The sequence below is a fragment of the Amycolatopsis suaedae genome, assembly GCF_004214935.1.
Classification (GTDB): Bacteria; Actinomycetota; Actinomycetes; order Mycobacteriales; family Pseudonocardiaceae; genus Amycolatopsis; species Amycolatopsis suaedae.
Genome location: NZ_SFCC01000007.1, coordinates 275,279 through 287,679, shown reverse-complemented (window position 1 = coordinate 287,679; position 12,401 = coordinate 275,279). Strand labels below are relative to the sequence as shown.

11 protein-coding genes are annotated in these 12,401 nt (G+C 72.5%); 9 read left to right on the top strand and 2 right to left on the bottom strand.

The genetic code is table 11. The features are described from left to right. Nucleotides 1–51: 51 nt before the first annotated feature. Together EWH70_RS15880 and EWH70_RS15875 are read left to right on the top strand one after the other, a co-directional pair. Nucleotides 52–636 carry a DUF4383 domain-containing protein gene (locus tag EWH70_RS15880; RefSeq protein ID WP_130476162.1) on the top strand — a complete coding sequence of 195 codons (585 nt, stop codon included), beginning with the start codon at nt 52–54 and terminating at the stop codon, nt 634–636. Nucleotides 637–858: 222 nt separating this feature from the next. Further along, the gene (locus EWH70_RS15875; protein WP_130476161.1) at nt 859–1,848 is read left to right on the top strand and encodes a TIGR03557 family F420-dependent LLM class oxidoreductase; all 990 of its coding nucleotides are present in this window, start codon (nt 859–861) and stop codon (nt 1,846–1,848) included. Between the two features lie 20 nt (nt 1,849–1,868). On the opposite strand, the gene kstR is transcribed toward EWH70_RS15875, so the two are convergent. Further along, nucleotides 1,869–2,492, bottom strand: a complete 624-nt coding sequence (gene kstR, locus EWH70_RS15870; RefSeq protein ID WP_130476160.1) for a cholesterol catabolism transcriptional regulator KstR — start codon at nt 2,490–2,492, stop codon at nt 1,869–1,871. 121 nt (nt 2,493–2,613) lie between these two features. Here kstR and EWH70_RS15865 point away from each other — a divergent pair, with 121 nt between their 5' ends. Then, nucleotides 2,614–4,737, top strand: a complete 2,124-nt coding sequence (locus EWH70_RS15865; RefSeq protein ID WP_130476159.1) for an acyl-CoA dehydrogenase family protein — start codon at nt 2,614–2,616, stop codon at nt 4,735–4,737. Here EWH70_RS15865 and EWH70_RS15860 read toward each other — a convergent pair. Continuing rightward, nucleotides 4,694–5,938, bottom strand: coding sequence for an alpha/beta hydrolase (locus EWH70_RS15860; RefSeq protein WP_130476158.1), 1,245 nt, complete (start codon nt 5,936–5,938; stop codon nt 4,694–4,696). The two genes, EWH70_RS15865 and EWH70_RS15860, sit on opposite strands and share 44 nt — an antisense overlap. A gap of 71 nt (nt 5,939–6,009) precedes the next feature. Between EWH70_RS15860 and EWH70_RS15855 the strand changes: the two genes are divergently transcribed. From EWH70_RS15855 to EWH70_RS15830, 6 genes are read left to right on the top strand one after another with little or no spacing between them, the layout of a single operon-like run. Then, nucleotides 6,010–7,386 carry a WS/DGAT/MGAT family O-acyltransferase gene (locus tag EWH70_RS15855; RefSeq protein WP_130476157.1) on the top strand — a complete coding sequence of 459 codons (1,377 nt, stop codon included), beginning with the start codon at nt 6,010–6,012 and terminating at the stop codon, nt 7,384–7,386. Between the two features lie 44 nt (nt 7,387–7,430). Further along, on the top strand, nt 7,431–8,438 hold the full coding sequence (locus EWH70_RS15850) for an acyl-CoA dehydrogenase family protein (protein ID WP_130476156.1): 1,008 nt from the start codon (nt 7,431–7,433) through the stop codon (nt 8,436–8,438). Nucleotide 8,439: 1 nt separating this feature from the next. Continuing rightward, nucleotides 8,440–9,585 (top strand): acyl-CoA dehydrogenase family protein, encoded by a 1,146-nt coding sequence (locus EWH70_RS15845; RefSeq protein WP_130476155.1) that lies wholly within the window; start codon nt 8,440–8,442, stop codon nt 9,583–9,585. Continuing rightward, entirely contained in the window at nt 9,582–10,505 is a 924-nt protein-coding gene (locus tag EWH70_RS15840; RefSeq protein ID WP_130476154.1) for a bifunctional MaoC family dehydratase N-terminal/OB-fold nucleic acid binding domain-containing protein, read from the top strand. Before EWH70_RS15845 ends, EWH70_RS15840 begins: the two co-directional genes overlap by 4 nt. Next, the gene (locus tag EWH70_RS15835; protein ID WP_276320561.1) at nt 10,502–10,873 is read left to right on the top strand and encodes a MaoC family dehydratase; all 372 of its coding nucleotides are present in this window, start codon (nt 10,502–10,504) and stop codon (nt 10,871–10,873) included. The genes EWH70_RS15840 and EWH70_RS15835 overlap by 4 nt, the downstream gene beginning before the upstream one ends. Further along, nucleotides 10,870–12,039: a lipid-transfer protein gene (locus EWH70_RS15830; RefSeq protein WP_130476152.1), complete on the top strand. Its 1,170-nt coding sequence runs from the start codon at nt 10,870–10,872 to the stop codon at nt 12,037–12,039. The genes EWH70_RS15835 and EWH70_RS15830 overlap by 4 nt, the downstream gene beginning before the upstream one ends. Nucleotides 12,040–12,401: the final 362 nt, after the last annotated feature.

Below are 12,401 nucleotides of genomic sequence, written 5' to 3'. Positions count from 1 at the left end.
CACCGCCACGCGTGCGTGCCAGCCGGGCGCGCTCGGTGACGGGAGAAGGTCATGGCTCGTTCACGACACGCTCGAATCGGTGTTGCCGGACTCCAGCCCGCCCAGGTCCTGGCCGGGCTGGTCGGCTTGGTGTTCCTGGTGTTCGGAATCATCGGACTGGTGCGGACCGGTTTCGTCGGGTTCGCCGACCACGATCACGCCACGCTGCTCGGCTTCGCCATCAACCCGCTGCACAACCTGGTCCACCTGGTCATCGGCCTGCTCGGCGTCCTGATGGCCACCCGATCGGGGACCGCCCGCACGTTCGGGTGGCTGCTGCTCATCGCCTACGGCGCGGTGTTCCTGTGGGGCCTGGCCATCGCCGGGGTGTTCTCCATGAACCCGGTGTCCGGCCTGGGTAACCCGCTGAACCTGAACACGGCGGACAACTGGCTGCACGGCGTCAGCGCGCTGGTCGGCCTGCTGATCGCCGTGATGCCTGCCCGCAAGGTCGCCCAGGTGCCCGAGGCGGACACCGGCGTCGCCGAGTCGCCGGCCAGGGCCGACACGGTGACCGAGCCGGTCCCAGCCGCGGACACGGCGGACGAGCAGGCCCGCCCGCAGCGCAAGGGCCGCTGGCACCTCCGCCCGCACTGAGTCTTCTGCCCTGGCTTCGCCGCGGGCGCGGTCGGGCCCTTCGGTCGGCGTCTTCCCTCCTCGCCGTCGGCCGCTGGGCGGCCTTTGGGCTCGTCAGTCCAGACGCCGACGGCCCGACCGGTGCGGGGCGGACCCTCCACGGTGGACATATCGCCATAGGTGCCGCTCGCCGGAGCGCGGTAGGTTGGGAATGGTTCACCGGCGAGAAGGGTTGTCAGGCTTGTGAGTGAAGTACAAATCGGGATAGCCGCGGCGCTGGAGCAGTTCTCCCCGAGGGAGAGCATCGAGATCGCCGCCCTGGCCGAACAGCACGGATTCTCCGGTCAGATGGCCGCTGACCACTTCCAGCCCTGGGTTCCGGCGCAGGGCGAGGCCTCGTTCGTCTGGAGTGTGCTGGCGTCGCTGGCCGAGAACACCACCGGTGACCTCGGCCCCGGCGTCACCTGCCCGTCGTTCCGGCTCCACCCGTCGATGGTCGCGCAGGCCGCGGCCACGCTGGAGGCGACCTACCCCGGCCGTACGTGGCTGGGCATCGGCTCCGGTGAGGCGCTGAACGAGCACATCATCGGCGGTTACTGGCCGGAGGCGCCGGAGCGTGTCCGGCGCATGCTCGAGGCGCTGGAGATCATCAAGAAGCTGTTCACCGGCAACGACGTCAAGCACAGCGGCGAGTTCTTCAAGCTGCACACCACGCGGCTGTGGACCCTGCCGGACACCCCGCCGCCCATCTACATCGCCTCGGCCGGGCCGTACACCTCGCGCAAGACCGGCGAGCTGGCCGACGGCATCATCACGCCGGGGGCGTCGCTGGAGAAGCTGGCCGGCATCCTCGACAACTTCGGTAAGGGTGCCCGCAAGGCAGGCAAGGACCCGGACAGCATGCCGAAGCTGCTGCAAGTCCACCTGTCCTGGGCGCAGACCGACGAGGAAGCGCTGCGCAACGCGATGGAGCAATGGCCCAACGGCGGGATGAAGTTCCCGAAGGCCGACGTCCGCTCGCCGTTCGACTTCGAGCAGATGGCGAAGCTGGTGCGGCCGGAGGACTTCGAGGGCCGGATGGTCATCTCGGCCGACCCGGACGTGCACCGGGCGGCGCTGCAGAAGTTCATCGACGCCGGCTTCAATCGCATCTACCTGCACAACGTCGGCCGCAACCAGAAGGAGTGGGTCGAGACCTTCGGCCGCGACGTGCTGCCGAAGCTCACCGCCTGAGCGCCGGGCCAGCCGCCTGGTTACTTGTCCAGCAGCAGGTGGACGGACAGCTCCAGGCGGTTGGCCACGTCGGCGGCGGAGGCGCGGCGGGTGACCCAGGCGACCAGGTTGGCCATCCACACGTCGGCGATCACGTGGAAGACGTCGCGGTCGGACTCGGACGGCTCGTCGATGCCCATGGCCTTGGCGAACATGTTCTCCATCAGCCTGCCGACGTGCTCCACCTCGGCGGCGGCCGTGGTGTCGGCGAACATGAACGCCCGCACCATGGCCTCGGTCAGGTGCGGGTCGCGCTGCATGAGCCGGGTGTTGCGGCCCAGCACGAACATCAGCCGCTCGGCCGCCGTGTCGCCGGGGATGGTGCCGCGTTCCAGCTTGTCCTGTGCCCGCTCGAACTCCCTGGCCAGACCGGACACCAGCAGGTGGATCTTGGAGGGGAAGTACCGGTACAGCGTGCCGAGCGCGACGTCGGCCTTCTCGGCGACCGCTCGCATCTGCACGGCGTCGTAGCCGCCCTTGGACGCCAGCGCCAGCGTGGCGTCGATGATCCGCTTGCGGCGGTCGCGCTGGGCGGCCGAGCCCAGCTCATCGCCCCCCAGACGGCCGAGGCCGTTGCCGCCGGCGACCTTCGCCTTTCCCGGCATGGTGTAACCCCCTGATCCGGAACTTGTTCCAGTTTCGTCCGTAGAATACCCAACCTCTCGCGCATATCGCCTGCTGGGTAGATCGTCGCACAAAACTGAAACACGTTCTACAATCGGCCGCATGCCGATCGCGATCACCGACGAGCAGCGAGCACTGGCCGACTCGATCCGGGCGTGGGCCGCGCGGGAGCATCCCGTCGAGCTGGTCCGCGCGCTGGAGGACGGCGGGGACGCCGCCGCGCTGCTGCCGGGCCTGGCCACGATCGGCCTATTCACCGTCGCCGTCCCGGAGCGGCTCGGCGGCGCGGGCGCGTCGCTGGCCGACGCCGCCGCCGGGGTCGAGCGGGCGGCCGCCGAGCTGGCCCCCGGCCCGGTCGCGTCGGCCGTGCTGGCGGGCTGGCTGCTGGGCGGCTGCGCGGAGAATTCCACGGTGAAGGAGCTGGTCACCGGCCTGGCCGACGGCACGGCGCGGGTCACCGTCGTGCTGCCGCGAAGTCCGCTGACCGCCGACCCGCTGACCGCCGACCTGGGGCCGGTCGCCGACGTCGACGACCGCACTCACCTGATCCTCCCGGTCGGCGACGGCTGGTGGGTCGTCCCGCCCGGAACCGCCGGCCTGGACGTGCGAACGGTCCGTTCGCTCGACTTCTCCCGCGCGCTGGCCCACGTCACGCTCACCGGCGTGACGGCGGTGCACCGGCTGACCGGCGTCGGCGAAGGCCACGTCCGGACGGCGGCCACGGCGCTGGCCGCGGCCGAGGCGGCCGGCGTCGCGGACTGGTGCCTGCGCACGGCGACCGAGTACGCGCGGGTCCGCGAGCAGTTCGGCAGGCCGATCGGCTCGTTCCAGGCGGTCAAGCACCTGTGCGCGGAGATGCTCTGCCGGGCCGAGGTCGCCGCGGCGGTGGCCTGGGACGCCGCCAGGGCCGCCGACGGCGATCCCGGGCCGGCCGAGCTGGCCGCAGCGACCGCCGCCGCGACCGCGCTGGACGCCGCGGTCGGCAACGCCAAGGACTGCGTCCAGGTGCTCGGCGGCATCGGGTTCACCTGGGAACACGACGCCCACCTCTACCTGCGCCGGGCACTGGCCGTCCGGCAGCTGGCCGGCGGTAGTGCACGCTGGCGGCGCCGGACGGCCGAGCTGGCGCTTGCCGGGGTGCGCAGGGAGCTGGGTGTGCGGGTCGAGCCCGACCCCGCCGTGCGGGCGACCGTGGACCGGATCGCCGAGGCGCCGCCGGAGCGGCGGCGCGCCCTGCTGGCCGAGTCCGGCTACCTCGCCCCGCACTGGCCGAGCCCGCACGGGCTGGACGCCTCACCGGAACTGCAGCTGGCCATCGACGCCGAACTCGGCCGCGCCGGGATCAGCCGCCCCGACCTGGTGATCGGCGGCTGGGCGGTGCCCACCATCCTCGGGCACGGCACCGAGGCCCAGCGGGACCGGTTCGTGGGCCCGACGCTGCGTGGCGAGATCACCTGGTGCCAGCTGTTCAGCGAACCGGAAGCCGGTTCCGACCTCGCCGCGTTGCGTACCGAGGCGGTCCGCGGCGACGGTGGCTGGCTGCTGTCCGGGCAGAAGGTGTGGACGTCGCTGGCCACCGAGGCCGACTGGGCGATCTGCCTGGCCCGCACCGATCCGGACGCGCCCAAGCACCGCGGCATCACCTACTTCCTCGTCGACATGGGCTCGCCGGGCATCACCGTCCGCCCGCTGCGGGAGATCACCGGCGTCGCGCGGTTCAACGAGGTCTTCCTCGACCGGGTGTTCGTGCCCGACGACCTGGTGGTCGGCGAGGTGAACGGCGGCTGGGCGCTGGCCCGCACGACGCTGGCCAACGAGCGCGTGGCGATGGGCGGCGGCTCGTCGGTCGGTGAGGGCGTGCAGGCGCTGCTCGACGCCGTGCGGGCGGCCGGACTCGACGGCGATCCGCTGGTGCTCGACCGGGTGGGCGCACTGGTCGCCGAGGGGGCCGCGGGCACGCTGCTGGACCTGCGGACGGCCCTGCGGCGGCTGGCCGGTCAGCAGCCCGGCGCCGAGTCGAGCGTGCGCAAGCTGGTCGGCGTACGGCACCGGCAGGACCTCGCCGAGACGGCGCTGGAGCTGTGCGGCCCCGACGGTGTCGGCGAGTCGGCAGCGGACCTGCAGCACGAACTGCTGCTCACCCGCTGCCTGAGCATCGCGGGCGGCACCACGCAGGTGCTGCTCAACGTCGCGGCGGAGCGGATTCTCGGGTTACCTCGCGGTTGAGGTAGGTCCACTCCAGGAACTGCCGCACCCCGCGCACCACGTGGGCACTGCGGATCGACGGGAACACGTCGAAGGCGTGCTGCGCGCCGGAGATCTCCGCGTAGGCCACCGGGTTGGCCGAGACCTCGCGCAGCCGCTCGGTGAACAGCCGCGCCTCGCGCACCGGCACGATCGTGTCGTGCGCGCCGTGGATCACCAGGAACGGCGGCGCCGCGTCGGTGATCCGGTCCAGTGGCGACGAGGCGACGTAGTCGTCGAGGAACCGCACCGGGTCCTTGCCGACGACCCGCCGCGACAGCAGCCGCAGCCGCGCCGCGCTGGCCCGTGAGCCGCTGGTGGCGGCGAAGTCGTACACGCCGTAGTGCGGGACGCAGGCCTGGACGCTGGTGTCGGCGCCGGTGAAGCCCGGCTGGAACCGGTCGTCGCCCGCGGTCAGCGCGAGCAGCGCCGCGAGGTGACCGCCCGCGGACCCGCCGGTGGCGGCCACGAACGACGGATCGCCGCCGTAGTCGGCGATGTTCTCGCGGACCCAGGCCATCGCCCGCTTGACGCCGACGACGTGCTCCGGCCAGGCCGACGCGGGGGAGAGCGGGTAGTTGACGGCCACGCACACCCAGCCCCGGCGGGCCATGTGCAGCATCAGCGGGATGCCCTGCTGGTCCTTGTTGCCGATCACCCACGCGCCGCCGTGGATCTGCAGCAGCACCGGCGCGCCGGACACCGGCTCGACCGGCCGGTAGACGTCGAGCAGGAACCGCCGCCCGCCGGGTGCGTAGGCGATGTCGCGGTCCCGCCTGACCCGCGGGTCGCTCATCCGGAACGGCCACGCCAGCTGCCGCAGGAAGGCCGAGGGCTCGGCGGGTTCCAGCCGGTCGGCGTAGTCCTGCCCGAGTGCCTCGGTCAGCGCGTCGGTCATCTCCCGGTCGGCCCGCCGGGCGCCGGTGATCAACGCCCCCAGCCCGGCCGCGGACAGCCCGGCCAGCGCCAGTCCCACCCGGTCGGAGGGCCTGCGCAGGCCGTGGCGGGCGGTGTGGGCGGCGACGTCGGCCGCGGTCACCGCCAGCAGCTGGGGTGCCAGCTCGGCGGTGAGCCAGCCCGCGAAGAACGCGGGGATCGCGGTGGACCTCGCCCGCATCGGGCGCAACGCGTTGGCGGCGAGCGCGAGCGTCAGCGCACGCCGCACGGGGAAGCCTGGCCGCATGAGCCGAGGATAGGTCGCGCCCGGCCGCCGGGCACGGGACAGGCACCGTCCGGGCGCTTACGCTGCTGTTCATGCAGCGGCTGAGTGGACTCGACGCGAGTTTTTTGTACCTGGAGACCTCGGCGCAGCCGCTGAACATCTGCGGTGTGGCCATGCTGGACGGCACCGGCTTCTCCTTCGCCCGGTTCGCGCGGCGGCTGGCCGGCCGGGTGACGGTGACCCCGGCGTTCCGCCGCAGGCTGTACAACCCGCCGCTCAACTTCACCCACCCGCTCTGGGTGGACGACGAGGACTTCGACCTCGACCACCACCTGCACCACATCGCCGTACCGGCGCCGGGCGGACGGCGGGAGCTGGCCGAGCTGTGTGCCCACCTGGCCGCGCAGCCACTGGACCGGCGTAAGCCGCTGTGGGAGATGTACGTCATCTCCGGACTGGACCCGGAGACCGGCGGCACCGTCGCGGTGCTGGTCAAGACCCACCACGCCAACGCGGACGGGGTCGGCGGGGCGAACCTGGTCGCCGCGCTGGCGTCCACCGAGCCGGACGCGCAGCCGCCCGAGCCACCCGGCGCGCTGCCACCACCGCCGAACCCGTTGCGCCTGCTGGCCGGGAGCGCGGTGGCGCTGGTCCGGCAGCCGCTCGACGTCGCCAGGCTGCTGCCGGAGCTGGTGGCCATGGCGCCGCGCTGGGTCGGCAGGGCACTGCGCGGGCAGGGGATGCCGGTGCCGTTCACGGCGCCGAGGACCTCGCTCAACGGCACGATCACCGGCCACCGCAGCGTCGCCTGGGCCAGTGTCGGGCTGGACGAGATCAAGGCCGTCAAGAACGCGTTCGACGTCACGGTGAACGACGTCGTGCTGGCCGTCTGCGCCGGTGCGCTGCGGGAGTTCCTGCTGGCGCGGGCCGAGCTGCCGGACGAGCCGCTGGTGGCGACCGTGCCGGTGTCGGTGCACGGCCGCACCGAGCGCGCCGACGGTTCCAACAAGGTGTCGGCGTTCTTCGCCGCGCTGCCCACCCACCTGCCCGACCCGGCCGCACGCGTGTTCGCGCTGGCCGAGGGCACCCGGCTGGCCAAGGAGCACCACCACAGCATCCACGCCGACATGCTCGCCGACTGGGCGCAGTTCTCCGGGCCGATCGTGTTCGGGCTGGCCGTGCGTGCCTACTCGGCACTGCGGCTGGCCGACCGGCACCCGGTGGTGCACAACCTCGTGGTGTCCAACGTGGCCGGCCCGCCGATGCCGCTGTACCTGCTCGGGTCCCGGATCACCGGGCTGTACCCGTTCGGCCCGGTGTTCCACGGCGCGGCGCTGAACCTGACCGTGCTGTCCTACGACGGCCGCGTCCACGTCGGTCTCATCGCCGCACGAGAACTCGTTCCTGACCTGTGGTCGCTCGCGGACGGAATTCCCCGTGCCTTGAGGGAACTTGCCGACGCTCGCTGAATCCGCTAAAACTAGAACAGGTTTCAATACCTGTGGGAGTGAGCGTGGACTTCAGGCCCGACGACAGCGTGCAGGCGGTGGCCGGCCTCGCCGCTGAGGTGCTGCGCGGCGAGGCCGGCACCGGGCAGGCCTGGCCGGCGCTGGCGAAGGCCGGGCTGCTGGCCGTCGCCCTGCCCGAGGACCTGGACGGCGACGGACTCGGCACCGGCGGGGTGTGCGCGCTGCTCACCGAGGTGGGGCGGGCCGCCGCACCGGTTCCGGCGCTGGCCACGCTGGCGCTGGGAGTGCTGCCGCTGGCCGAGCTGGCGACGGCCGAGCAGCGGGCGGCGTGGCTGCCCGGTGCCGCCACCGGTGACGAACTGCTGACCGCGGCACTGCACGAGCCGTCGCGCCCGTTCCCCGCGCGGCCTGCCGTGTCCGCCAGGTCCGACCGCGGCTGGACGCTGAGCGGCACCAAGACCGGCGTCCCGTACGCCGCCGAGGCGGCGAGGACCGTGGTGACCGCGACGGCCGAGGACGGCGAGCCCGCGGTGTTCGTCGTCGACGGCCCGGTGGACGCGGCGGCGAGCCACGCCGCGGGGGCGACGCCGGAGTACACGGTGCGTTTCGACGGCACACCGGCCCAGCGGCTCGGCCCGGACGTCGCCGCGGTGTACCGGTTCGCCACGCTGGGCGCACTGGCCGTCGGCGACGGCGCACTGGCCGGTGCGCTGGACCTGACCACGGCACACCTGGCGTCCCGGCACCAGTTCGGCCGTCCGCTGGCGGCGTTCCAGGCCGTCGCGGGCCAGGTCGCCGACGTCTACATCGCCGCCCGCACCGTCCACCTCGCCACGCTGACGGCCGGGTGGACCGGTGATCAGTCCGATGTGGACATAGCGGCGTACTGGTTCGCCGACCAGGCGCCACTGGCCATGGCGACCTGCCATCACCTGCACGGCGGACTGGGCGTCGACGCGGACTACCCGCTGCACCGGTACTCCTCGCTGGTGGCCGACCTCGTCCGGTTCACCGGCGGCCAGACCGAGCGGCTGGCCCGGGTGGAGGTCTGAGATGCACATCGAGCTGACCCCGGACCAGCGGCGGCTGCGGGCCGAACTGCGGGAGTACTTCGCCGGCCTGATGACCGCGGAGGAACGGCACCTGCTGCTGCGTGAGCGGCACGGGACGGTGTACCGCGACGTCGTGCGCAGGCTCGGCCGCGACGGCTGGCTGGGTGTCGGCTGGCCGGTCGAGTACGGCGGGCGCGGGTTCGGCGACGTCGAGCAGCACCTGTTCGTCGACGAGGCGGCGCGTGCCGACGTTCCGCTGCCCGCGGTGACGCTGCAGACCGTCGGCCCGACGTTGCAGGCGTACGGAACGCCGGAGCAGAAGGCGGAGTTCCTGCCGCGGATCCTCGCCGGTGAGGTGCACTTCGCCATCGGGTACACCGAGCCGGACGCCGGCACCGACCTGGCGTCGCTGCGCACCAGCGCCGTCCGCGACGGCGACCACTACGTCGTCAACGGGCAGAAGATCTTCACCACCGGCGGGCACGACGCGGACCACATCTGGCTGGCCGTGCGCACCGATCCGGACGCGCCCAAGCACCGCGGGATCTCGATCCTCATCGTCGACACCGACGACCCGGGCTACTCGTGGACGCCGATCATCACCTGCGACGGCGCGCACCACGTCAACGCCACCTACTACTCCGGCGTGCGGGTGCCGGTGAACCGGCTGGTGGGCAAGGAGAACGAGGGCTGGAAGCTGATCACCACCCAGCTCAACCACGAGCGGGTCATGCTCGGGCCGGCCGGCCGGATCGCCGCGTTGTACGACCGGGTCAGGGACTGGGCGGCGGCACGCGACCGGCTCGGCCTGCCGGACGTGCGGGCCGCGCTGGCCGAGACGCGGGCCGTCGTGCGGATCAACGAGCTGCTCAACTGGCAGGTCGCCGCGTCCGGTGGGGTGGCGGTCGCGGATGCGTCGGCGACCAAGGTGTTCGGCTCCGAGCGCATCCAGCGGGCCGCCCGGCAGCTGACCGAGCTGGTGGGCAGGCACGGCGACACGGCGGAGCCGGAGACGGCTGTGCTGGCCGAGTGGCTGGACGTCCTGGCCAAGCGCAACCTGGTGCTCACGTTCGGCGGAGGGGTCAACGAGGTGCAGCGAGAGCTGATCGCGACGGCGGGCCTGGGGCTGCCGAGGGTGCCGCGATGAATGCCATCACCGAGACCGCGGCCCGGCTCGTCGAGCAGGGTGAGTCGCCGGCGGAGCCCGCGCGGGACCCGGTCAACCAGGCCATGATCAACAACTGGGTCGAGGCCATCGGCGACGCCAACCCGGTCTACACCGACCCGGACGCCGCGGCGGCGTCCGTCCACGGTGGACCGGTGGCGCCCCCGGCGATGGTCCAGGTGTGGACCATGCGCGGCCTGCACGGCAGCCGTGGCCCGGAGGACCCGCTGGGGGTGATGGTGTCGGTCCTCGACGAGGCCGGGTTCACCTCGGTGGTGGCGACCAACTCCGAGCAGACCTACCACCGCTACCTGCGGCACGGCGAGCACGTCAGCGCGACGACGCGGCTGGAGAGCGTTGTCGGCCCGAAGCGGACCGCGCTGGGTGAGGGCTGGTTCGTCACCACCCGCACCAACTGGTACGTCGGCGACGAGCTGGTGGCGGACATGCTGTTCCGGGTGCTGAAGTTCCGGCCGCCGGGTGCCGGGCCGGTCCGCGACGTGGGTTCGGCGGGTGTGCTGCGGCCGGTGATCAGTGCGGACACGGCGTTCTTCTGGGAGGGTACGCGGCTCGGTGAGCTGCGGATCCAGCGATGGGGTGACGTGCTGCGGCACCCGCCCGGGCCGATGCCGCCGGACGGTGACCTCTCGGCGCGGCCGGACTGGATCGTCGCCAGCGGGAAGGGCACGGTGTACAGCTACGTCGTGCACCACCACCCGGCGGTGCCCGGCAAGACGCTGCCGTTCGTGGTGGCGCTGGTCGAGCTGGAGGAGGGGGTCCGGGTGCTCGGCGAGCTGGTGGACGTCCTGCCGGACGAGGTCCACATCGGACTCGCCGTCGAGGCGGTGTTCCTGCGGGTGGACGACGAGCTGACCCTGCCGGCCTGGACGGTGGCGCCGTGACCGAGCTGCCGCCGCTGCGGATCGAGGTGACGCCGACGCTGGTCGTCAGCACGGCCGTCGCCACGAGGGACTTCCAGGACGTCCATCACGACCGGGACGCGGCCGTGGAGCGGGGTTCGAAGGACATCTTCCTCAACATCCTCACCGACACCGGGCTGGTGCAGCGGTTCGTCACCGACTGGGCTGGGCCGGACGCGCTGGTGCGGTCGATCAAGATCCGCCTCGGGGTGCCGTGTTACGCCTACGACACGCTCGTGCTGACCGGCCGCGTCACGGCGCGGGACGGCGCGGTGGCGACGGTGGCGGTGACCGGCACCTGTTCGCTGGGGGAGCACATCACCGGAACCGTCGTCGTGGAGGTGCCGTGAAGCTGGGTGGCGCGGCGGCGATCGCCGGGATCGGGGCGACGGAGTTCTCCAAGGACTCCGGGCGCAGCGAGCTGCGGCTGGCCTGCGAGGCGGTGCGGTCGGCCGTGCTCGACGCGGGGCTTTCACTGTCCGATGTGGACGGGCTGGTGTCGTTCACGATGGACGGCAACAGCGAGATCGCCGTGGCCAGGGAGCTGGGGATCGGCGAGCTGAGTTTCTTCTCCCGGGTGCACTACGGCGGCGGCGCGGCGGCGGCGACGGTGCAGCAGGCGGCGATGGCCGTCGCCACCGGTGTGGCCGATATTGTGGTGGCGTACCGGGCGTTCAACGAGCGGTCCGGGCAGCGGTTCGGCCAGGTGCAGGCCGCGGCGGCGCAGCAGGTGAACTCGTCCGGTGTGGACAACAGCTTCCATTACCCGATGGGGATCGCCACCCCCGCGGCGACGGTGGCCATGGTGGCGCGGCGGTACCTGCACGCTTACGGCGCGACCAGCGAGGACTTCGGCAGGGTGGCGGTGCTGGACCGCAAGCACGCGGCGACGAACCCGAACGCCTGGTTCCACGGCAAGCCGATCACGCTCGCCGATCACCAGGCGTCGCGCTGGGTCGCCGAGCCGTTGCACCTGCTGGACTGCTGTCAGGAGAGCGATGGCGGGGTGGCGCTGGTGATCACCAGCGCCGAGCGGGCGAGGGACCTGGCGCATCCGCCCGCGGTGGTAGCGGCCGCGGCGCAGGGCAGCGGGAGCGACCAGTACGTCATGACCAGCTACTACCGCGACGACCTCGCGGCGCTGCCGGAGATGGGCGTGGTGGCGACGCAGCTGTGGGCGCAGGCGGGTCTCGGTCCGTCCGATGTGGACGTCGCGGTGCTCTACGACCACTTCACGCCGTACGTGCTGATGCAGCTGGAGGAGCTGGGGTTCTGCGGGCGTGGGGAGGCGAAGGACTTCGTCGCCTCGGGTGCGCTGGAGCTGGACGGGACGCTGCCGCTGAACCCGCACGGCGGTCAGCTCGGCGAGGCGTACATCCACGGCATGAACGGCATCGCCGAGGGTGTGCGGCAGATCCGCGGCACCGCGGTGAACCAGGTGCCCGGCGCGTCGGCGGTCCTGGTCACCGCCGGCACCGGCGTCCCCACCAGCGGCCTGGTCCTGACCCCCGCCTGACCACCCGACGGCGCGCGGCGGGTCCCAAGCTCGTGAAGGCCACCTTCATTACGTGAGACGTCAGGGCCCCGGCAAGGTCGGGTGGTCCGGAGCGCGTCATTCGCGTTCCGGAAGGCGAGACTCGCGTTCCTGAGCACGAGACTCGCGGCGTGTGGTCCGGTGGCGCGGGTGGGTTCACGGGCTGGGACGCGGGGTCCGGATGGTGAGTGTCGTGTTCGGGAACGCGAATGACGTGTTCGGGAACGCGAAACTCGCGTTCCGGCCCGGCAGGACCGCGCGAGCGGGTCCGTTCGGCCGGGCGAGGACAGGGCTGGTCTCGCGACCTGGACCCGGCGTGCCGGGCAGTGGGACCAGGAGGGCGG